The organism is Alcanivorax borkumensis SK2, assembly GCF_000009365.1.
Taxonomy (GTDB): Bacteria; Pseudomonadota; Gammaproteobacteria; order Pseudomonadales; family Alcanivoracaceae; genus Alcanivorax; species Alcanivorax borkumensis.
Genome location: NC_008260.1, coordinates 1,048,233 through 1,071,387, shown reverse-complemented (window position 1 = coordinate 1,071,387; position 23,155 = coordinate 1,048,233). Strand labels below are relative to the sequence as shown.

Below are 23,155 nucleotides of genomic sequence, written 5' to 3'. Positions count from 1 at the left end.
ATGCAATCAGCAAGAGAGGAAATAATGGCAAATGGAAAAAGATTATTTGCACAGGCGGAAGGCTCTAATCAGGCACTCAAGCAGGCCTTAACGTTGAAGCAAAGATTCAGGAAATAGCCCCTTCACGGGCCCACTCGCAACGCACCCGTAAAGGCGCGTCAGAGGGTGCGTGGTACGCGTCGGCACTATCCCACACGAAGGTATGAAACCCGGACAATTCAGTTTCCAAGTGCACCACCGCATTCACCCAGTACATATTCTTGAGCAGAGATTCAAATTTAGCGATCCAGTGCTCCCACTCGTACTCCACCGCACGGTAAGACATACCGAAATGAATCACCTGAGTCTGGAAGGTGCCGCCCATCAAGTCGTCTCCGGGTACGCAAAACATTTCCCGACACAGAAACGGCCATTCGTCTGCCTGCGGTAATTGCCGAATGGCCTTGCGGTTTTGAAAACAACTCGTCTTACGCTCCTGCAAATTACCAAACGGTAAATGCTTAATGCAGCCGTAAACGATGGATTCATTATCCAAAAAACACCCCAGGGAAAATCAGCTACAAACTCTAGCTTACCGCGACAAGTAACAATCAAGCACCATTCAAATCAAACCCCGTCATAAGGCAGGGAGTTTTCCTACCATTCCAAACCCATCACTTGTCGCTATTACCTTCCACAGCCCTGCATTTGTTGCTCATATCGGTTCGCCATGGAGGCGGTGCGCTGGGCGGCGCCTTTCATCCATTTGTTGTTTTTCCAGGTGCCGCGGGCATAGCCGCCGTGGCCGGCGTAGTAGTTCAGATAAAGGTTGTAGGTATCGTTACGGGCCACGCCATTTTTCTTGTAACTCTGGTAGTGATACCAGCCGACAAATCGCACCGCATCCTTGAAATCATTGCGCTTTACGCCACGGCGACCGGTGGCGTCTTTGTACCAATTCCAAGTGCCGTCCAGCGCCTGAGGATAGCCATAGGCCGACGACGGGCGTTTCCAGGGGATAAAACCCAGTAGCTTGGTGCGCGGCGGTTTCGCTCTAGCATTAAACCCCGACTCTTTGTAGATCGTTGCCATCAGCACGGGCACCGGCACCCCGTACTCTTTTTCCGTGTTCTTGGCGTATTTGTACCAGTTATTGAACCAGCCCCCCCGCTGATCAAACACCGCACAGACATTATCTGTATGCGTCGGTGTGGCAGCACAGCCACTCAGAAATAGTACTACCAAAAGCAGGGTTAGCCAGACTTTCATAACGCTCCCGGATCAATACCGTGCTGGTTCAATAGGGACAGTAGCGCAGCTTCATCGCATACCTCAATGCCCAACGATTCCGCTTTCGCCAGTTTGGAGCCCGCAGATGCACCTGCCACCACCATGCGAGTATTTTTAGACACCGACCCAGCCACTTTGGCGCCCAGCTGCTGTAGGGCCTGTTTAGCCTGATTCCGGGTAAACTGCTCAAGCGTCCCGGTCAGTACCCAGGTCTGCCCTTCTAAAGGCTGACTTTCCATTTCCTGGGGGGCACGGGCAGCCATATCAGCAACCTTTTTTTCCGCATCCTGCAGCCGGCCTCGCCAGTCATTTTCCGCCAACGCCTTGGCCAGCTGTGTCATAACCCCGGAGCGTACGCCCTTGGGTTCGGCGCCCGCCCCTTCAGCCGCCGCCGCACTCAATTCAGTGACCGTGCGGAAATGGCTACCCAAGATGTCCAGTGACTTGTCACCAATCCCTTCAAGATTCATGCCCAATCGCTTGGCGGACTTTAACAATTGCGCCAACGTCAGACTTTTCACAAAGGCAGCAGACGGTACTCCGCTGGCCTGTGGGCTCACCCCCTGCGCCAACAAACCGTCGATCACCGCCTCGTTATCACTTTCGGCAAAGAAAGCACCGATGGCCTTGGCCACTTCCAGACCCACATCCGGCACCGCCAGCAACAACAACAACGGAGCATGGCGAATGCTATCCAGATCGCCAAAACAGTCAGCCAGATTCTTGGCGGTTTCTTCACCAATCTGTAGGATCCCCAGCGCGAACAGGAAGCGGCCTAACCCCACGGTTTTAGAGGCTTCCAGCGCCGCAATAAGATTATCCGCCGATTTCTCCCCCATGCGCTCCAGGCCCGCCACCTGCTCGGCTTTCAAGCGGTACAGATCGGCCACAGTGGTAATCAGCTCCTGATCCACCAGCGCATCCACTAGCTTGTCACCCAGCCCATCAATATCCATGGCCCGGCGGGAGGCAAAATGCTTGATGGCTTCACGCCGTTGATCGCCACAGATCAAGCCGCCGGTACAGCGCGCCACCACTTGATCATGGCCACGCAGAATTTCACTACCACACACCGGGCACGACGACGGCAAAGCAATGCCTTGCGCATTTGCCGGACGTCGCTCTGGCAGTGCCCGCACCACCTTGGGAATCACATCGCCGGCCCGGTACACCACCACGGTATCGCCAATGCGAATATCCAAGCGCTGAATTTCATCAATATTGTGTAGCGTGGCATTGCTAACGATCACCCCGCCCACGTGCACCGGTTCCAACCGCGCCACCGGCGTCAGCGCCCCGGTACGGCCTACCTGCCAATCCACACCGTTCAGCACGGTGAGCTCTTCCTGGGCGGGAAATTTGTGGGCGATGGCCCAGCGCGGCGCCCGGCTAACAAAGCCCAGGTCATCCTGCCAGTCGAAGCGGTTTACCTTGTACACCACACCATCAATGTCGTAATCCAGATGCTCGCGTTTTTCCAAGATGCCCTGATAAAAACGCAGCAAGGCCTCTACCCCGTGACAAACGCGAATCTCCGGGTTTACGCGTAAACCCCAGTCGCGTAATGCATCAAGCATGGCCGAATGGGTAGGCGGATGCTCCCAGCCTTCCAGCTGGGCCATGGAGTAGGCATAAAATTCCAGCGGGCGGCTGGCAGTGATGCGAGAATCCAATTGCCGCAAACTGCCTGCCGCGGCATTACGAGGGTTAGCAAAAAGCTTTAGCCCAGCCTCTTGCTGGCGAGCATTAAGCTCCTCAAAGCCAGCGTGGGGCATGACCACTTCACCGCGCACTTCCAACCGCTTAGGCACATCATTGCCACGCAGTTTAAGAGGCACCGAGCGAATAGTTCTGGCATTCACGGTAATATTCTCACCGGTTTGCCCATCGCCGCGGGTGGCCGCCCGCACCAACTCACCGTTCTCATAAAGCAACGACACCGCCAACCCGTCGAGCTTGGGCTCGGCCACGTAATCAATGATTTCGCTCACATCCAAGCGTTCACGAATACGCTTATCAAAGGCCCATAGCTCCTCATCATCGAAGGCATTGTCCAGGCTCAACATCGGCACTTCATGCTGCACCTGCTCAAACGCATCCAACGGCACATCACCCACCCGCTGGGTGGGCGAATCTGCGGTAACTAGATCAGGGTATTGCGCTTCCAGGTCTTTCAGTGCGCGAAATACCCGATCGTACTCCGCATCCGGCACCGCCGGGTCATCTTGAACATAGTAACGGTAGGACCAGTCGTTAAGCTGATCACGGAGGGATTGTGCTTGCAGGGAAGGATCGTTGTTATTCGTCACAGTGGTCGCAGCAGTGAGAGTTTAGTGATTGAAAAGGCGGGGTGCGTTGAACGCGTAAAGCTTAACGTTGAAACACGGGCTGTCGCCTCGTTATTGGAAAGGCCACGCCAGCGATTTTCAGTAAGGGCGCAGCAAGAACCCAAAAATACAAGTACCATTGAGATCCGACAATCTACGCTGCACGCCCCCTAAAGCGCCAAGATAGGGCTTGGCTTTTGCTTTTCAACGTTAAACGTTCAACTGCTTTTACACGCTCGGCACCCGTTGGCGCCGTTCGAATTCTTGCACGCGCTGACGTAGGTGTTCCATGGTCTGCGGGGTCAATACGCTGTGCTGTTCATCTTTGAGTTCACCATCCAGTTCCGAAGCCAGCCGTTGGCAAATAGACAGCATCTTGTCCAATGCGCTCCTGGCATCAGTAGGCCCCGGCAGTTTCAGGAAGAATGTCACCCCGGCAAACGTCTTGCTCTCCATGGTATCCAAATCAAAAGTGCCGGGCTCAACCGCATTGGCCATGGAAAATTGCAAATCATCGGCACCGTTCACACTTACATGGCGATGGAAAATATTCATGCGACCATAACGCAACCCCGCTTCCAACAGCATGCGCAGTAAAGCGCCACCGTCAAAAGGCGCACCACGGTGGGCAATCAGGTGTACCACGATCACTTCCAGCACGGGCTGAGGCTCGCGGGGCGTTTTCGGTGCGGCCTTAGGCTCTATCCGTGGCTCTTGGCGAGGCGCCTCACGAGGTTCGGGAGTCGATTCTGGCTGTCGCTCTACTGCCGACGGGTTAGGGGCCGGGGCAACCTCTGGCTGGGGCTCGGGCGCCCCCCCCGGTTGAGGCGCCGATCCTTGCTCGGCTTCGAACAGGCTTTGCTGTTCAGCCGTACGGGTATCTGCGGCCGCTTCATCCGGCTCCATTACCATGGGTGGGCGTTCCTTTTGATCCTCTTCCATAGCACGACGGATCACGCGAGCAGAGCCGATTAGCTCTGGGTTATGGCCGCGGTCTTCCTCTTCTTCCGGTTGGTCACGGTAACGGGGGTCAATGCGCATACGCAGGCGCCCATGCCGCTCTCTGATCATCCGCCGCATACCGTCGACGAGAATCAGCAGGATCAAAATAACCAGAATGCCAATCAATGTTTCTAAGTTCAGGCCCATCGCCTCTTCTTCCTTGCTTGTGCTGAAGCACCGCTATTACAACGGCACCGACTCCTCACATTGCCGCCATTTCGGCCGCTTCTTCCACATCCACTGATACCAGACGGGAAACCCCTGGCTCATGCATAGTGACACCCATCAGAGTAGCAGCCATCTCCATCGCAATCTTGTTATGTGTGATGTAGATAAATTGCACTTTTGCAGACATTTCCGACACTAGGTTACAGAAACGTCCCACATTCGCGTCATCCAGCGGCGCGTCAACCTCATCAAGCAGACAAAACGGTGCGGGATTAAGCTGGAAGATACTGAATACCAGCGACAGCGCGGTCAGCGCCTTTTCCCCACCGGAGAGCAGGTGAATGGTGCTGTTTCGCTTACCCGGGGGCCGCGCCATAATGGTAACACCGGTATCAAGCAGGTCATCGCCAGTGAGTTCCAAATAGGCATGGCCACCCCCGAAAACTTTCGGAAATAGCTCCTGCAGGCCACGGTTAATGCGATCGAAATATTCTTTGAAACGGGCCCGGGTCTCGCGATCAATCTTGCGAATGGCATTTTCCAGGGTGCCCAAGGCATCTTCCAAGTCGTCATTCTGACTGTCCAGATAGTTCTTGCGCTCGGATTGCTGCTGGTATTCGTCGATGGCCGCCAGGTTAATCTGGCCCAGGCGAGAAATCCGCTGACCAATCATGTCCATTTCCTGTGCCCACTGCTGCTCATCCGCCTCGTCCGGCAGGTTCTCCAGCACCGTATCCAGGTCAAAGTTCTGCTCGGCCAGCTGCTCTGCCACGGTTTGCCGTCGGGTGCTCAGGTCCTGCCACTGCATCCGCTTCTGCTCCATGGTGCTGCGCACTTCCTGGGCCTGGCGTTCGAATTGGCCGCGCTGGCCTTCCAGGTTACGCATTTCATGGTCCACGGTTTCCAGTTCACGGCGAGCTTCGGCCAGCTTGTGCTCGGCTTCCAGGCGCACTTCCAGCTTTTCTTCCAGCTGCATCTGTAATTCGGTGCCCGGCTCGTCGCCTTCGTTGGTCTGCTCTTCGAGCAGCGCCTTGCGCTCGGCCATCATCTGCACCTGAGCTTCCAGGCGACTCAAATTCTGTCGCAGCGAATCCGCTTGGGTGCGAGCACCCTGCACCTCCATAGCCAGCTGATGGGACCGGTCACGATCTTGGCGGGCTTTCTGGCGAGACTCATCCAGGCTCAAACGCAATTCGTCCCGACGGGTGAGCAACGCTTCGCGCTCACCGCTATCGGTTTCCATGGCGTCCAGCGCTTCGGCCAGCACCGCCCGGGCTTCTTTCAGCTGTTCCTGTTCCTGCTCCAGCTGCTCGTTGGTCTCGTCCATTTCTCGGCCGAGACGCTCACGGCGCATGGTAATCTGCTCCAGACGCACCTGACGGGCACTCACCTGAGCATTGATTTCACCCAGCTCTCGGTTAATTCGGCTCGCTTGTCGCTGCACCTCTTCGCGCTCTTCTTCCAGCTCGGAAATTTGCTCGCGGGTGCTTTCTAGCTGCTCTTTCAGATCATCCACGGTGGCCTGAAGAGTCTCAATCTCGCCGACCAACGCCTCCAACTCGCGGCGGCGTTCGAGGATACCGGCTTCTTGGTCTTCCTCTTTCGCCACTTTCAGCCAATCCGGCCCCAGCCAAATACCGTCACGGGTAACCACGGATTCATGGGCCTCTAACTGACTGCGCAGGGTCAGCGCCGCGTCCAGATTATCGGCCACATAGACCCCTGCTAGCAGGCCTTCCGGTGCCTGACCTTCAACATGGTCGCGCAATAGTGTCGCCTTACTACCGGCTGTGGCCTTTACCGCCCCCGGGCTAACCAGCGCCAGGCGGCCGTGGGACAGGTCGTCCAACCAGTCGTTGAGCTGTTCAAAACCACTCACCGCCACCGCCTGAATGCTATCGCCGAGCACCGCTTCCAGCGCCTTTTCCCAGCCCTCGGCCACTTGCAGCTGGTCCGCCAGCCGCGGTTCATCATCCAGCTCATGGCGGGTGAGCCAATCGCTGACCGCGCCATCATCCCCCATGGCCGCTTTCTGAAGAGCCTCCAAGGAGCTGCGTCGGCCCTTCAGGCTTTGCAGCTTTTCGCGGGCTTCATCCAATTGGCGACCCCGGTCACCGTTAGCCCGGCGAAGCTGGTTGATCTCTTCCTGCAGAGATTCGCTGCGCAGTTCGTTTTCTTCCGACTGCCCGCGATATTGCTCAACCTGCTCTTCCAGCTCGCGCATTTCCTGGGCCAGCGGGCCGGCGTCCAGGGATTCCTGTTCTTTTTTCAGCCGGTCAATCCGATCGCGCAAACGCTCCTGGGATTTATCCAGATGCTGAATGCGGGACTGCTCCACCTCCGCCTGACGGCGGGATTCGCCGGATTTGCCGTTAAATTCTTCCCACGCCTGCTGCCAGCTCTGCATAGTCTCTTCAGCCAGTGCCAGCGCTTCGCTGGAGGCTTCCTGTTGCTCGCAGACCATTTCCAGTTCCGGCTCACGCTCCGCCAGAATGGCGTCTAGCTCAGCCACTTTCTCGCTGTCGATGCGCAGGTGTGCATCCGCCTCTTTCCAGCTGGCACGAACTTGGTCCAGCTCTTCGTACAATTGCTGCTTGCGCTCACGCTGATGCTGGATGCTCTGCTCTAGGCGCGCCACTTCTGCGCCCAGGGCGTAAAAATGCTGCTGCACTTCGTTGAAGCGCTCCTGCACCTCGTGGTGCTTCTCGCGCAAACGTTCTACTTCCGCATCCACGTGGCGCTGTTCCGCCACTTTTGCTTCCATGGATACGTCCAACTCGCCAATCACATGGTCCAGCTGCTTAACCTGCACATCCAGCCCTTTCCAGCGCAACGCCTTGAGCTGGGCCCCTTTCAGCCGCTCTTCCTCTTTATACTGCTTGTACTTCTCCGCCGCACTGGCCTGGCGGCTCAGGCGTTCGATTTGCCGTGCCAGCTCATCGCGGATATCAGTCAGTCGCTCTAGGTTCTCGCGGGTGCGGCGAATGCGGTTCTCGGTCTCGCGGCGGCGAGCCTTGTACTTAGAAATACCCGCCGCTTCCTCGATATACACCCGCAGCTCTTCCGGCTTGGCTTCAATCAACCGGGAAATCATGCCCTGCTCGATAATGGCGTAGCTGCGCGGTCCCAGACCGGTGCCTAAAAAAATATCGGCAATATCCTTACGCCGGCACTTGGTGTTGTTGAGGAAATAGTTGGACTGGCCATCCCGGGTGACCTGGCGTTTCACGGAGATTTCGTTGAATTTGCCGTATTCACCGGTGACGGTGGCGTCGGAGTTATCAAAAATTAACTCAATAGACGCCTGGGCTACGGGTTTGCGGGCATTGGAACCGTTAAAAATCACGTCCGCCATGGACTCACCACGTAGGTGCTTGGCGGAAGATTCCCCCATGACCCAGCGCACCGCGTCAATAATATTGGACTTGCCACACCCGTTAGGCCCCACCACCGCGGTGAGGTTTTCCGGAAAATAGGTGGTGGTAGGGTCCACAAAGGATTTAAACCCAGCCAGTTTTATTGATTTCAGTCGCATACGATTGCTGTCTCTACGCCGGCAACGGCAAACGCCCTAGGGGCGCCAATAATGAAAGAGCTAAGTCTAGCGACAACCCGGCCCGAATTCATCCGCCGAGACGCTGAGATTACAATAACCACACCACACCGGGTTATATCGCATCCCAACCCCAGCGCACTGCAAAGAAGTGCAAAACATCGCCTACCGCTCCGTATTCCGATTTTATCCATAGGCACATAAACAGCGCAGAAGGTAAGCAGATAAACAGCATGAGCGATTCACCGCGCCACCGCCCCAAGCAAGTAGGCAAGTAAATAAGCCGCCAAAGACCGTTTGCTCCACCTACTGCTGCCACCACCGACCTGCAAGCATAGCTAGCCACAACGCCCACGTCTTTACCTTGCAGCGCGGGGCTTGTAGCGTGTAGCTGCTTTTAACCGCCAAGGATTAGTCGTGTCCCAGATCGCCGATGCCATTACCTACCTAACCCGCAGCTTAAAACTGGCCCGCAGCCCAGAACTGCGACGCTATGTAATTATCCCGCTGATCTTCAACATTTTAGTTTTCGGAGGCCTGTACTGGCTCAGCGGTAGTTGGATTGCAGGCTGGATCACCGCCGCCACGGCAGACTGGGTGCTAACCGGCTTCTGGAGTTTCCTCAATGGCGCCCTACACTTCCTGATCGATGCCGCAGTGGTGTTGGTGTGGATTTTATTGCTTGGTTTGTTCGCCAGCGTGTTTTCCATCGGTGTGCAGCTGATTGCCGCGCCCTTCATGGGCTTTCTGGCAGAAAAAGTGGATATCCAAATCACCGGCCATCCCATGAACGACGAATCTATCCCCGCCATGATCCTGCGTACTTTCAAACGGGAACTGCGTAAAACCTGGTATTGGCTATGGCGCGCCGTGCTGATTTTGTTTGTAGTCTTAGTGATTTACTTTATTCCGGTGGTCAACGTACTGGCATCAGCCATCTGGTTTTTGTGGTCTGGCTGGTTACTGGGCATGCAGTACATCGATTTTGGCGCCGACAATCGCCAGGTGCCCTTTGAGGTGATGCTAGAACGGCTAAAAGAAAAGCGCTGGCTAGTGCTCACCTTCGGCGCCATCGTCATGGCCCTAACCATGATCCCGCTGGTGAACCTGTTCATCATGCCTGTGGCCGTAATCGCGGGGACCCTAATCTGGGTGGAACAACTGGCGCCCAGCACCCCATCGCCCGGCTCACAGCAAACCATTAACGCCGTAGGCGCTCCCTTGCAAAGCACGCAACTTGCGCAGCAAGAGAATCGCCCGCAGGGCAATCGGGTAGAGCCCTAAACTGTGGGTCCGCTTTTAATAAGCGGACTTTGCTGACCAAGGCTCGGGTTCGCACCGTGGGAAGATGGGCGATTGTGTAACAGTGAAGGTGTCAATACACAAAGGGTTGGCGGCTACCCACAACGGGTATCTCTAGCGCATAAAACCCAGCTCTCTGAGCTGGTGAATCTTGTCACGGGTGGCGGCGGCATCCTCGAACTCCAGGTTCTTGGCATGTTCCATCATCTTCGCTTCCAGCGCTTTGATTTCCTTGGCCACTTGCGCCGGTGAGCGGGCACCCAGATAATCCGACGGAGACTCGGCCACTTTCTTTTCGCCCTTGTACTTGCGATCAAAACGGCTGCCACCGCTGTCATCCATAATGTCACGAATCTTCTTATTCAGCCCTTGCGGGGTGATGCCATTGGCCTCATTGAAGGCCTCCTGCTTCTCGCGACGACGATCCGTCTCGTCGATAGCCCGCTCCATGGAGCCGGTCATCTTGTCCGCATAGAGAATCGCGCGGCCATCCACATTCCGGGCAGCCCGGCCGATGGTCTGGATCAGTGACCGGTCGGAGCGCAGAAAGCCCTCCTTGTCCGCATCCAGAATCGCCACCAGCGCCACTTCTGGCATGTCCAGCCCTTCACGCAGCAAGTTAATCCCCACCAGCACATCGAACTTGCCCAAGCGCAGATCGCGAATAATTTCCACTCGCTCCACTGTATCAATATCGGAATGCAGATAACGCACCCGAATACCATGCTCATTCAGGTATTCAGTGAGATCCTCTGCCATGCGCTTGGTCAGCGTGGTCACCAACACCCGCTGCTCTTTGGCAATGCATTCCTTGGCTTCGCCGAGCAGATCATCCACCTGAGTGGTCGCCGGACGGATCTCGATTTTCGGGTCCACCAGGCCGGTGGGGCGCACCACCTGCTCCACCACCTGCCCAGCGTATTTCTTCTCATAGGGCCCTGGAGTAGCAGACACAAAGACCATTTGTGGCGCCAGCAGCTCCCATTCCTCAAACTTCAGTGGCCGGTTATCCATGGCAGAGGGCAACCGGAACCCGAAACTTACCAGGGTTTCTTTACGCGAGCGGTCGCCCTTATACATGGCGCCCAACTGGGGAATGGTGACGTGGGACTCATCGGCAATCAGCAGCGCATTGTCCGGCAGGTAATCAAACAGGGTGGGCGGAGCATCGCCGGGGGCACGACCAGAAAACAACCGGGAGTAGTTTTCTACTCCATTGCAATAACCCAGCTCCTGCAGCATTTCAATGTCAAAGCGGGTGCGCTGCTCCAACCGCTGGGCTTCCACCAGCTTGTTCTGCTCCTTAAGTTCGGCCAGCCGCTCGGCCAACTCTTCCTTAATCATCTCCACCGCCTTGAGCACGGTTTCCCTTGGCGTCACGTAATGGCTCTTGGGGTAGATGGTGGTGCGGCTAATACGACGAATCACCTCACCGGTAAGAGGATCAAAGATGCTGATGGATTCCACCTCATCATCGAACAGCTCAATACGAACCGCTTCCTTTTCCTCTTCCGCCGGGAAGATATCAATCACATCCCCACGCACTCGGTAAGTGGCGCGGCGAAAATCCATCTCGTTACGGGTGTACTGCAGCTCCGCCAACCGTCGCAACAGCTCACGCTGATCGATATGATCGCCGCGCACTAAATGCAGCACCATGGCGTGGTAACTGGCGGGATCACCCAGCCCGTAAATGGCCGACACGGTGGCCACGATAATGGTGTCCGGTCGTTCCAATATCGCCTTGGTGGCAGACAGTCGCATTTGCTCGATCTGCTCATTCACCGAGGCATCTTTCTCGATAAACGTATCGGAGCTGGGCACATAGGCTTCCGGCTGATAGTAATCGTAGTAAGAAACAAAATACTCCACCGCGTTTTCGGGGAAAAACTCTCGAAACTCCCCGTACAACTGAGCAGCCAGCGTCTTGTTCGGCGCCATGATGATGGTGGGCCGGCCCGTTTGCGCAATCACATTTGCCATGGTGAACGTCTTACCCGAACCGGTCACCCCCAGCAGCGTCTGGTGGCCTAGGCCATCATCAATACCCTCAATCAGCTGCGCAATGGCGGTGGGCTGATCACCGGCGGGCTGGTAGTCGGAATGGAGTTTGAAGAGGCTTTCAGACATTTGGGCTTCCTGATGGCTACTGCCCTCCCGACGACGGGAAAACAGCAAAAGTCATGCGTGCAAAATCACCGGGTAGTGTACCAGAGCCAGCAGATCAAATGCGTGATGATCCATGTTGCCCACTGGAGCGGTGGCTCCAGTGAATGGGATTTGAGAGGGAATAGAGACGCAATCGCAGCCAAACGACCGCTCCGACAAAAACGCTTACCTCCCCCAGCCACCTGTAAGAGTGATCGTTCAACCACGATGGCGATCAAAGAGCGACCCCATCAGGAAATACGGGACATTGGCACCCGAATCCGGTAAAGTTCCAGCCCCTTTCTGTGTCGATCGGTACGTTAAAAAAACGTGGCCAATCAACTATCAAGATGAACGAGGAGTGCATGTCCGATATCAGCCTTTCCGACCGCGTACAACGCATCAAGCCGTCTCCCACCCTTGCCATTACCGCCAAAGCCGGTGAACTCCGCGCACAGGGCAAAGACATTATTGGGCTGGGTGCCGGTGAGCCGGATTTCGATACCCCGGAACATATCAAGCAGGCCGCCATTGAGGCGATCAACGCCGGCAAAACCAAGTACACCCCGGTGGACGGCACTCCCGGCCTGAAAAATGCCATTATCGACAAATTCCAGCGCGATAATGGCCTATCCTACGAGCCCGGCCAGGTGCTGGTGTCCAGTGGTGGCAAGCAGAGCTTCTTCAACATGGCATTGGCCCTGTTGAATGACGGCGACGAAGCCATCATCCCGGCCCCCTACTGGGTGAGCTACCCGGACATGGTGTTGGTTGCCGGTGGTGTCCCAAAAATCATCGAAACGGACGTGAACAGCCGCTTCAAGATCACCCCGGAACAGCTGGAAGCAGCGATCACGCCGAAAACCCGCCTGTTCGTGATCAACAGCCCATCCAACCCCTCCGGCATGGCTTATTCCCTGGAAGAGCTCGCCGCCTTGGGTGAAGTACTCAAGAAACACCCAAACATCATCGTCGCCACCGACGATATGTACGAACATATCCTGTGGACAGGCAAACCCTTCGTAAACATCGTCAACGCCACCCCGGAGCTGTATGACCGCACCGTGGTCATGAACGGTGTCTCTAAAGCCTACTCCATGACGGGCTGGCGCATCGGTTACGCAGCAGGCCCGCAGAAGCTGATTGCTGCCATGAAGAAGGTGCAGTCCCAGTCCACCTCCAACCCAGCCTCCATCAGCCAGGCTGCAGCGGAAGCGGCGTTAGCCGGCGATCAAGGCTGCGTAGACGAGATGGTTAAAGCATTTAAAGAGCGTCACGACTATCTCACCGACGCACTGGATGCCCTGCCCGGCGTGAAATGCGCTAAAGGCGACGGCACTTTCTATGCCTTCCCGGACTTCTCCGACGCCATTGCCAACATGGATGGCGTGGAGTCCGACACCGATCTGGCTACCCTGCTACTGGAAACCGCCGAAGTGGCCTTGGTACCCGGTTCCGCCTTCGGCGCACCTGGCTGCATGCGCCTGTCTTTTGCCGTTGGCATGGACACACTGAAGGACGCTATTCGCCGAATTGAGCAAGCATTGGCTAAATAAGCAACAAACGCGCCTCCGGGGTGTTGACGACCCCGAGAGGCGTCACTAATATACGCGCCTCAAGACATTCCGCCTTAGCTCAGTTGGTAGAGCAAATGACTGTTAATCATTGGGTCGCTGGTTCGAGCCCAGCAGGCGGAGCCAAATAAGAAAAGGGCTTATCCATCGGGTAAGCCCTTTTTCTTTGCCCAATGGTTACCTCCTCTACAGCCAGCTGCTGCCCTCTACTCAGCCCGCCATCCAGTCACAAGCCCCGTTAAGCCTTAACCGAATTGTGGATACCAACAGGCATGGTAGAATTCCCAGCCTCGCCTATGAATTGTCGATAACACGGAGACAGGCTTTGACACTGCCCACCCGAAATGAGTTGAGCATGCATCAGGACCCAATCTCCATAACGCCATCACGCCACAACCGCTGGTATGAGCGAATCCTCCTGAATCCAGCATTCGGCCACCTTATTGCATTGGCCATTATTACCCTGGGCGCACAATTTCTTAGCTATCAATCCTGGGTTCAAAACGCTAATCAGGGGATTACCCTCGCCCTACTGGTGCTTTGCTACGCAGTCACGGCCTATTTGAGCAGCAACATCGCTAAATTTGTTGGAAGGCGAGCCATCCCCTATAACCTGGCCACAGTATTGATTGCTGTCGGCTTAGTGTTCACCTTGGTACTGTTTACCCGAATCGGCTATGCACGCACCTCACTTATCATCGGCCTTTCCCTGCTACTAACAATCCGCATCATCTCGGTTCTTATCAACCGCCGTTTTCGATACTTGAAGTTAGCCTGCGTCCCAACAGAGAGAATTGACAACATTCTTCCTCCGGTTTCTAAGAGTTTTGAATACCGTCTTCTGGACAACCCCAGTATGGGGGAAACCCGGTACGACGGGCTAATTGTCGATATGGAAGAACAACTTGAAGACCAATGGATACGTTTTGTGAGTCATTGCAATATTGCAGGACTACCCGTATTCAACGCCCGCAAGGTTGCAGAGACCATCAATGGCAAAGTAAACCTTTCTACTTTGCAAAGCATAGACTTGGCCAATCTTCAGCCACAACCGGTCTATCTGGCGGGCAAACGCGCACTGGATATACTGCTTACGCTGCTTGTAGCCCCCCTACTAATCCCTTTTTGCCTGATCGTCGCGCTCCTGATCAAGCTCGACTCCCCCGGCCCTGCTATTTTTGTTCAGCAAAGGATCGGAAAGGGGAATCGTATTTTCAGAATGTACAAGTTCCGCTCAATGCGGCCTAGAGAAGAAGGTGAAGGCACGGCGCAGTTTGCCGACCAGGATGCATACCGCATTACCCGCCTGGGGGCATTTATCCGCAAAGTGCGCATCGATGAACTCCCACAGTTTCTGAACATCCTGAAAGGTGAAATGAGCCTGATTGGCCCACGCCCCGAACAGCCAGAGTTTGTAGAGCAATTCGAAGAAGAAGTTCCTTACTACAGCTATCGACACATCGTGCGGCCAGGCATCACCGGCTGGGCCCAAGTCAATCAAGGCTACGCCAGCGACACTGAAAGTACACGAGAGAAGGTAGAACACGACTTCTACTACATCAAAAACCTATCCCCTGCACTCGACTTTCTGATTGTAATGCGGACATTAAAAACCATGGCCACAGGATTTGGGGCACTATAATGCACGATAGCAACCCGAAAATTTCCGTCATTATCCCCATCTACCAGCACTGGGAACTCACTAAGGTTCTGTTTTCTGCCTTGGCCAGACAAACACTGCCGAAAAGTCTCTGGGAATGCTTCATCGTTGATAACGGCTCGGATGTTGTGCCAGCAGCAGACACTCTACCGGATTTCGTAAACCTGCTTGAGTGCCACCAACCCGGCTCCTATGCAGCGCGCAACCTGGCACTTCAGCAAGCCCAAGGGGAACTACTGGTCTTCACTGACGCCGATTGCCGACCAAATCCCGACTGGCTAGAAATCATCTGGCGCCAGCACCTGGGCTGCAAAAAACCCACTCTGATTGCTGGTGGAGTCACTGTTCTGCGCTTTGACAATCTGAAACCTAACTGGATAGAAGTGTACGACATGGCAATGGGATTGCCTCAGGAACGTTACACACGACACGGCTACGCGGTGACAGCCAATTTATCCATTCCCAGGACAGTATTTGACAAAGTGGGCGTCTTTGACGACCAACGCTTTTCAGGTGGTGATGCAGAGTTCTGTCAACGTGCAGGTCGGGCAAACATTCCTCTTGTATACTTACCTGAAGCCAATGTGGATCATCCAACTCGCCATAGCTGGGAGGAACTCACCACCAAGCTCAAGCGGGTAAAGGGGGGCCAGGTTCGTTCAGGCCCAGTGAGACGCCGAGCAAAGTTCATCGTAAAAACCTTTATACCCCCGGTTTGGGCATACTGGTTTGTCATCAGCAGCCCTAAAATCAATCGCTGCCAGAAAGTTTCATCTCTTCTCATTCAAACCCGATTATGGCTAACCGAGATGGCAATCACAGTTCGACTCTTGGCAAACGGCACGATGGAACGGCGCTGATATGGATGTAAATATGATTCCTGAAGTTTCAATCATCACACCATGCTATAACGCCCGGCACACATTGGCCCGGACTATCGAATCGGTACTCTCCCAGAACTTTCTGTCATGGGAGCTACTATTAGTCGACGATAAATCTACTGATGACACAGATCAGCACGCTCAAGCATTTTGTGATCGTGATAACAGAATCAAACTGATACGGCTAAAAGAAAATAGCGGTGCAGCAGTTGCGAGAAACAGAGGCATTGCCTCTGCCAGAGGACGATACATCGCTTTCATCGACGCCGATGATGAGTGGCACAAAGACAAGTTAAGCATTCAGATAAGCCAAATGAAAGAACAAGGCTGGCCCCTGTCGTACACCGCCTATACACGCATAAACCCAGAAGGCGCCTGTATCAACACTGTAGGTGTACCGCCAACCATACACTACCGCCAGTTGTTAAAAACCAATTACATTGGTTGCTCGACCGCTGTATATGACAGCGAGCAGCTAGGTAAAGTCTTTATGCCCGAGCTTCGCAAACGCCAAGACTTCGGCTTGTGGTTAAAAATTCTCAAGAAAACGACATCCGGATACGGAATTAATTTAGCACTAACACGATACTGCGTTCATCAAGACTCTTTGTCTTCCAACAAACGAAATACGGCAGGGTACAACTGGCGATTGTACCGAGATGAAGAGCAGTTGAACGCAATCATGGCAAGCTATTACTTTGCCAATTATGCCTTGCGCGGGGTATTAAGAAGTCGATTTCCCAAACTTGCCCTTTTCTTGGGAATCCACTTTCCTGTTCCCGCTCAATCTTCGAACGCCCGATAATACAAATATCTCGGGTGTCAGGAACACCCGTTACTCTCATCATCTGTCGGAAAGTAGCAATCTTCAAGGCCGTGATACCCTAGGGCTTGCGCAACAACCGACACCCGCCTCCAGACATAAAGAGCCTGCTCTTCATCAAGAACTTTTCGCCAAGCCCCATTATTAACCCGGATTCTGGACTTAACCTGATCCCTGCGAACCACCATATTCCCCTTTAACACGGCAGAGTCATACGCCGTTTTTCCTTCCTCCAGTATTGACGGATCAAAACTGTCGCCAATAAATTCAAACAAGGAAATAAAGGTCGCTTCAGGGGCCGCAGTCAGGTCTTCATAGCGAACAACATAGACATTACCAGAACCTGCGATTCCAGCGACGATGTGATTATCGTTAACCCATCTCTCAATGGCCAGATCAAGGTCACCAAAACGTTTGAATAACGATGCCACATTGTCTAAAGGGTTTCTGATTGTCACCAAAACTTTATGGTTAGGCGCAATAACCCCTGCACGGTCGATAAAATAAATATGCTTCGGTGTCTTTTCGAGAACATATTCCTTGCCAAGATATTCTGCGCAATAAACCCATTCGGACAACAACTTTGAAGCCGTAACAAGCGAATTTTTATCCGGCAGAAGAAACTCTGTTTCTCTTCCCACTGCAAAAATATTAGGATGATTGCCCAGCTTCGCAGCAAGCAGGGTCGTGCCACTATGGCCACAACCTGCCACCAACAGTGCTTTCTTGTCAGTTATCACTGGGCTAGCAAACAGGTCTTCAAGCTTCCTAAAAAAAAATCTCGAATAAATGACCAGCGCCTCTTTTATAGAGACTCGGTGAACAACCCTGTATTTGATAATCAAAAAACCTCCGCGTATTCCTTCAGCCTTCAGGATAAAACTAAATAGGAAAGGGGCTTACCTTTACCTGTTTAATCACGAAGTAAGCCAGCACCAGATTCCAGACGATCAATCCTGCTCCAGTAGCCAATGCAGCTCCCACAGCACCATACGTCGGAATCAAAAAAAAGCACAGAATCACATTGACGCTCAATGCCAGAATATGACCGGTAACGGCCCTATTTTCCTGATGACTCATTGCCAACACATTGCCAACCGAACCACAAAAAACACTGAACAATTGGCTCGCAGAAAGAATCACTAGTGGCCAAAATGCGTACGCAATATATTCAAGACCAAAAACAAGGCCGACTATCTGCTCACCAAAAAAGAGAAACAGACTCGCCGCAGGTAATGCAAACAAAAGTGCCAACCTGGAAGACAGTCTTAAGGTAGCTTGCAGTTTTTCTCGGTCACCTTGCTTGAAATAACGAGCAATATACGGTGCGACAATCATGTTAACTGTGGTCAATGGAAGAAGCACAAGCGCGGCACCACGGTCAGCCACCCTCATTCCAGCTACGGCTTCAGGTTCACCGAGAATCCCTAGAAGTACAATGGAAATTTGCGCTCCGAGCAATGTAACCGCAGATAAAAGGCTAAATGGAATCAGAGAGCGCGCCCAGAAGCCTATTTCATAAGTCCTATTGCCCTCCCGCATATCCGCAGGCGCTACAAGTACAAAGATTATTACTGCAATGATAAATGCCAAAGAGAAACTTATTAGCTGAGCATAAATGGCGAAGTTTGCACCCTTAATCCCCCAGAGATAAAGCAGAACAACTATCCCAAGAAGCAGAGCGGGTTGGATCAGTCTTAGTGGCAGCTCGGACCAAAAAGGCTGCCCCAGAGCCTTGGACATACCACATCGCACTGAGTTACCACCAATAAAGGGGATAATAAAGATGGCAATGAGCATGATAGCCCATTTTTTTTCTTCAAAGATCTCAGGAAAAAGCTGACTAGCGACCAGAAAAAAAACAAACACAAGAACGGAATAAAGCAATATCCACATCCCTGCCAGAGACACCAGTCCCCTTGCCAGAGAAAATTGTTCGGCCAACCGATAGCTAACTACTTGCCGTGTCGCAAACTGCTGCAAACCACTGGACACAGGAATCGCAAGCAAAGGAACCAATGCCATCGCAAAAGAGTAGTAACCGTATCCCTCTGGTCCAAGCAGCCTGGCCAACAACACACTGGTTGCCAATGTCAGGGGAATCCCCGCAAGACGCATCCCACCTACAGATAAGAAGTTTTTATATAAAACTGATTTGAGCATGTTCCCAACCCACTCTCTTTATATAGAACCGTAAAACAGAAGCTTGGAAAGCACTCATTCAGTCAGCGATAGCTCCCTATCTCTCGCCATACCCTTCAGGATTACTTTCCTGCCAACGCCAGTGGTCACAGCACATATCATCAATGCCGCGGGCAGCCTTCCACCCGATGACTTCTTCTGCATGGGCAGGATCCGCGTAACAGGTAGCCACATCTCCCGATCGACGTTCCACAATCTGGTAGGGAACGTCTCGCCCGCTGGCCTTAGAAAAGGCCGCAATCATTTCCAGCACACTGTAGCCTCGCCCGGTTCCCAAATTCACCGTCAGCAGACCACGATCGCCCTCTAAAGCCTGCAGTGCCGCCAAATGTCCCTGGGCTAAATCCATCACATGGATATAATCCCTCACTCCAGTGCCATCCGGCGTCGCATAATCTCCACCAAAAACACTCAGCTGTGCTCGCTTGCCAATGGCAACCTGTGCAATAAACGGCATGAGGTTATTGGGAATACCATTAGGGTCCTCACCTATTTCGCCACTTTCATGGGCGCCCACAGGATTAAAATAGCGCAGTAACGCCACCTGCCACCGGTTATCGCTGGAGTAGAGATCACGGAGCATATCTTCAATGTGCAACTTACTGGCACCATAGGGATTGGTCGCACTAAGAGGAAAGTTTTCCTTAATGGGCACAGAGGCCGGGTCCCCGTACACCGTTGCCGATGAGCTAAATACCAGAGTTCGCACCCCTGCCCGCTCCATGGCTTCCAACAAACGCACCGTGCCTACCACATTGCAATCGTAGTATTGCAATGGCTGCTCAACCGATTCACCCACCGCCTTCAGGCCAGCAAAATGGATCACGGAATCGATATCATGGTCGGCGAAAAGTCGATCTAGGCAATCCGCATCGCGAATGTCGCCTTTAATGAAAGTCAGCTCACGCCCAGTTAACCTTTGGACACGGCGTAGGCTCTCCTCGCTGCTATTGGTGAGGTTATCAAGCACGACAACCTCGCGCCCAGCTTCAAGCAGCAACAGCACCGTGTGAGAGCCGATATAACCGGCTCCGCCGGTGACCAATACTTTGCTCATGATTCATCATCCTGTTCCAAGGTTATCGCCTGAGCTGCCACCACCCGTTGAAATTAAACAGCCAAGCCAATCGTAGAATTAACCCACCGCGGCCATCGCTTTGCTTACGTTAACCTCGAACAAGTCACGAATTCGGCCTAGGGCTTCATCGTTATCTGCCTCAAAACGCAACACTAACTTCGGCGAAGTATTGGAGGCCCGACACAGGCCCCAACCATCGGCATAATCCATACGGATACCATCAATGACGCGGCGCTCGCCTTCGCCGAACTCCGCATTCGTCTGCAGATATTCCACGATACGGAATTTGTTCTCGTCCGTCACATTGATATTGATTTCCGGGGTCGTGCACAGCACCGGGTAGCGCCCGAAAAGGGCCTCCGCGCCTCCCTCTGTTCGGCTGATGATACCCAGTATCCTGGCAGCAGCCACCAAGGCATCATCAAAGCCGTACCAATCTTCAGCAAAAAAGATATGCCCACTCATCTCTCCTGCTAACAAGGCACCGGTTTCTTTCATGCGTGCTTTGATAAGGGAGTGTCCGGTTTGCCACATTTCTGGCTCCCCCCCGGCGTCCCTAATCACGTCGAACAGGGAGCCTGTGCACTTCACATCAAAAATAACTTTTGCGCCGGGATGCCTGCTCACCATATCCTCTGCCAGCGCCATTAGCAGAATATCCGGATACACCACCTCTCCAGCAGGTGTAACAACCCCAACCCGATCGCCGTCACCATCAAAAGCCAATCCAAGGTCGGCCTTTTCTGCTTTTACGCTAGCAATTAAATCCTGCAAATTGTTGAGGTCACCCGGGTCCGGGTGATGATTCGGGAAGGTGCCGTCCACGTCAGTGAACAGCGGCACAACCTCACACCCTAACGCCTCAAGCACTTGCGGTGCCTGTAAACCAGTGATGCCATTGCCACAATCCACAACCACCTTCATAGGTCGCGCTAGGCTATGGGCGCTCAAAAACGCAGCCTGGTAGTCCACCAGCACATCCTGCTCACGATACTCGCCCTGCCCTTCAGCAAAGCGCTGATCTACAATTCTGCGATGCAACGCCTGAATGCGTTCACCCGAGAGTGTCACACCGTCAATTACAATTTTAAAACCATTGTAATTGCCCGGGTTATGGCTACCAGTCAGCATCACACCGGAATTGAGCCCCTCAATATGATGCGTTGCAAAATACAGCACAGGCGTCGGTACCAACCCCACATTCACTACTGCGCACCCCGTGGACTGAACACCCTCACTCAAGGCCTGCAACAAAGCGGGACCAGACAAGCGCCCATCTCGCCCTATAGCGATGGCCGTCTGTCCTTGAGCTTGCACCTCGGACCCAATCGCCCGACCAATTTCATAAGCCCATGCATCCGTGAGCGTTTCGTTATAAATACCGCGAATATCGTAAGCACGAAAAATCGAAGCGGGAATGGGGTGAGTCATTAATGTCATCCTTGTAAGGCACAGAGCACACAACCAGCTGGCACAGCATGATAAGGGAGGGCTCTGTCCATTTGCATTCGTGTTTAATGTTATTGCGTCGCTTGCTTGCACGCGATATGGCGCGCTAACGACAGTGAGGAATCATCCACCTCATGGGCGCCATCAGGGTCCGCCAGAACCGCCAACATATCGGTGGCAATCACCTTACCCATCTCCACGCCCCATTGATCAAAAGGGTTAATTCCCCAAATCACCGCTTGGGCAAACACCTTATGCTCATACATGGCCAGCAAGGAGCCAAGGGTTCTAGGCGACAACTCATCCAGCACCAGAGTGGTGCTGGGCTGATTACCCCGATAACGCTTGTAAGCAGGCAAAGCCAACGTTGAATCCAAAGCCTGCTCGCCAAACGCCAACAAACGCGATTGAGCCAGGCAATTGGCGTTAGACAGAGCATGCTGGCCTTCCAATTCCACCGCCGCACCCGAATGTGCGCTTTCGGTATAGCGCCGTGCGGTCATCAAAAACTCGCACGCCACCGGCTGAGTACCCTGGTGCAACAACTGGAAAAAGGCATGCTGTGCATTCGGGCCAACCTCACCCCAAATCACCGGACAGGTGTGGTAATCCACAGGGTCGCCATTACGCGACACACTCTTCCCGTTAGACTCCATCTCTAACTGTTCTAGATAAGCAGGCAGATATTTTAAGCGGCCATCGTAGGGCAGCACTGCACGGGCGCGGATATCCAGAAAATTGATATTCCACACATCCACCAAAGCCAACATAACCGGAATATTCTCGTGCCATGGGCGCTGGCGAAAGTGGAGATCCATGTCATGGGCACCCGCCAGCAACTCACGAAACCCATGCATCCCCACGGTAAGTGCAATGGGCAAACCAATAGCAGACCACAAAGAATAACGCCCGCCCACCCAATCCCAGAACTGTAACTGGTTAGTCGATGGAATCCCCCACGCGGTCATCTTGTCCGGTTGTGCGGAAATACCAATAAAATGGCAACGCAGCATCGCTTCGTTATCCATTTCAAGCCCCAGTGCACGGGCCATCCAGCTACGTGCCGTATTGGCGTTGTGCAACGTATCCACAGTAGTAAAGGATTTAGACGACACCAGCACCAGTGTCGTGCGCGGGTTCAGTTCCTGAAGCACCTGGGAAATCTGGCTGCCATCCATTGACGATGCGAAATGAAGGCTGGGCCGCACTTCTCCCTCTGCCAAGGGCGTCGAATGCAGCGCGAATGCCGCCATTAACGGCCCCAATTCAGATCCCCCAACGCCCACATTAACCACATCCGTAATCGCATCGCCCAATACACCCCGCCACTGACCTTCCAACACGCGCGAGACGATAGAGTCCATGATCTCCAGCTGGCCATGGATCTCAGCAGCTTGATCAGACGGATCACGGAGCAACCAGTGCTTGGCACTGCGGTTCTCGGTGCAATTCACCTCTGCACCGGCAAATAACGCCTCACTCCAACGATCAAGGCCCCGTTCATCGGCCAAACTCACCAGTAAATCACGAGCATGAGACGACACCCTCTGCTTGCTCAAGTCTACCAAGAGGCCATCGCTCTCAAGGCAAAAATGGGCACACCTTCCCAGCTCTTGAACGAAAAAATCAGACAAATGCAAAGAGCCTTCCTCACGTGCAAGGTTTTCAAGCTGCAGCCAGACCGAACTCTCGGTTAGATCATTTTGTTCAGGCACCATG

The 23,155-nt window shown here is 53.8% G+C and carries 16 protein-coding genes and 1 tRNA gene; 6 read left to right on the top strand and 11 right to left on the bottom strand.

Going from position 1 to position 23,155, the window contains the following annotated elements; genetic code table 11:
* Nucleotides 1-106: 106 nt before the first annotated feature.
* From ABO_RS04920 to smc, 5 genes are all read right to left on the bottom strand, one after another.
* Nucleotides 107-535 (bottom strand): hypothetical protein, encoded by a 429-nt coding sequence (locus tag ABO_RS04920; protein WP_011588235.1) that lies wholly within the window; start codon nt 533-535, stop codon nt 107-109.
* Between the two features lie 131 nt (nt 536-666).
* Nucleotides 667-1,248 carry a transglycosylase SLT domain-containing protein gene (locus ABO_RS04915; RefSeq protein WP_011588234.1) on the bottom strand — a complete coding sequence of 194 codons (582 nt, stop codon included), beginning with the start codon at nt 1,246-1,248 and terminating at the stop codon, nt 667-669.
* Nucleotides 1,245-3,578, bottom strand: coding sequence for an NAD-dependent DNA ligase LigA (gene ligA, locus ABO_RS04910; RefSeq protein ID WP_011588233.1), 2,334 nt, complete (start codon nt 3,576-3,578; stop codon nt 1,245-1,247). The genes ABO_RS04915 and ligA overlap by 4 nt, the downstream gene beginning before the upstream one ends.
* 246 nt (nt 3,579-3,824) lie before the next feature.
* A complete protein-coding gene (gene zipA, locus ABO_RS04905) occupies nt 3,825-4,745 on the bottom strand; it encodes a cell division protein ZipA (protein ID WP_011588232.1) in 921 nt (306 codons plus the stop codon).
* 55 nt (nt 4,746-4,800) lie between these two features.
* The gene (smc, locus tag ABO_RS04900; protein ID WP_011588231.1) at nt 4,801-8,301 is read right to left on the bottom strand and encodes a chromosome segregation protein SMC; all 3,501 of its coding nucleotides are present in this window, start codon (nt 8,299-8,301) and stop codon (nt 4,801-4,803) included.
* Between the two features lie 435 nt (nt 8,302-8,736).
* On the opposite strand from smc, the gene cysZ reads away from it, so the two are divergent.
* Nucleotides 8,737-9,603, top strand: coding sequence for a sulfate transporter CysZ (gene cysZ / locus ABO_RS04895; RefSeq protein WP_011588230.1), 867 nt, complete (start codon nt 8,737-8,739; stop codon nt 9,601-9,603).
* Between the two features lie 132 nt (nt 9,604-9,735).
* On the opposite strand, the gene uvrB is transcribed toward cysZ, so the two are convergent.
* Nucleotides 9,736-11,751: an excinuclease ABC subunit UvrB gene (gene uvrB, locus ABO_RS04890; protein ID WP_011588229.1), complete on the bottom strand. Its 2,016-nt coding sequence runs from the start codon at nt 11,749-11,751 to the stop codon at nt 9,736-9,738.
* A gap of 383 nt (nt 11,752-12,134) precedes the next feature.
* Between uvrB and ABO_RS04880 the strand changes: the two genes are divergently transcribed.
* From ABO_RS04880 to ABO_RS04860, 5 genes are all read left to right on the top strand, one after another.
* Complete coding sequence (locus tag ABO_RS04880; RefSeq protein WP_011588228.1) at nt 12,135-13,325, top strand: pyridoxal phosphate-dependent aminotransferase; 1,191 nt, start codon at nt 12,135-12,137, stop codon at nt 13,323-13,325.
* A gap of 68 nt (nt 13,326-13,393) precedes the next feature.
* Nucleotides 13,394-13,469: transfer RNA gene (locus tag ABO_RS04875), tRNA-Asn, on the top strand.
* A gap of 229 nt (nt 13,470-13,698) precedes the next feature.
* Entirely contained in the window at nt 13,699-14,985 is a 1,287-nt protein-coding gene (locus tag ABO_RS04870; protein WP_035458549.1) for an exopolysaccharide biosynthesis polyprenyl glycosylphosphotransferase, read from the top strand.
* Complete coding sequence (locus ABO_RS04865; protein ID WP_011588226.1) at nt 14,985-15,863, top strand: glycosyltransferase family 2 protein; 879 nt, start codon at nt 14,985-14,987, stop codon at nt 15,861-15,863. Before ABO_RS04870 ends, ABO_RS04865 begins: the two co-directional genes overlap by 1 nt.
* 13 nt (nt 15,864-15,876) lie before the next feature.
* Nucleotides 15,877-16,689: a glycosyltransferase family 2 protein gene (locus ABO_RS04860; RefSeq protein WP_231860978.1), complete on the top strand. Its 813-nt coding sequence runs from the start codon at nt 15,877-15,879 to the stop codon at nt 16,687-16,689.
* Nucleotides 16,690-16,706: 17 nt separating this feature from the next.
* Here ABO_RS04860 and ABO_RS04855 read toward each other — a convergent pair whose 3' ends face one another.
* From ABO_RS04855 to pgi, 5 genes are all read right to left on the bottom strand, one after another.
* Nucleotides 16,707-17,552 carry a sulfotransferase family protein gene (locus ABO_RS04855; protein WP_011588224.1) on the bottom strand — a complete coding sequence of 282 codons (846 nt, stop codon included), beginning with the start codon at nt 17,550-17,552 and terminating at the stop codon, nt 16,707-16,709.
* Between the two features lie 37 nt (nt 17,553-17,589).
* Nucleotides 17,590-18,870 carry an oligosaccharide flippase family protein gene (locus ABO_RS04850; protein ID WP_011588223.1) on the bottom strand — a complete coding sequence of 427 codons (1,281 nt, stop codon included), beginning with the start codon at nt 18,868-18,870 and terminating at the stop codon, nt 17,590-17,592.
* A 76-nt stretch (nt 18,871-18,946) separates the two neighbouring features.
* A complete protein-coding gene (galE, locus tag ABO_RS04845) occupies nt 18,947-19,966 on the bottom strand; it encodes a UDP-glucose 4-epimerase GalE (protein ID WP_035458552.1) in 1,020 nt (339 codons plus the stop codon).
* 78 nt (nt 19,967-20,044) lie between these two features.
* Nucleotides 20,045-21,427 (bottom strand): phosphomannomutase/phosphoglucomutase, encoded by a 1,383-nt coding sequence (locus ABO_RS04840; RefSeq protein ID WP_011588221.1) that lies wholly within the window; start codon nt 21,425-21,427, stop codon nt 20,045-20,047.
* A gap of 80 nt (nt 21,428-21,507) precedes the next feature.
* Nucleotides 21,508-23,154, bottom strand: coding sequence for a glucose-6-phosphate isomerase (pgi, locus tag ABO_RS04835; RefSeq protein ID WP_011588220.1), 1,647 nt, complete (start codon nt 23,152-23,154; stop codon nt 21,508-21,510).
* Nucleotide 23,155 lies beyond the last annotated feature (1 nt).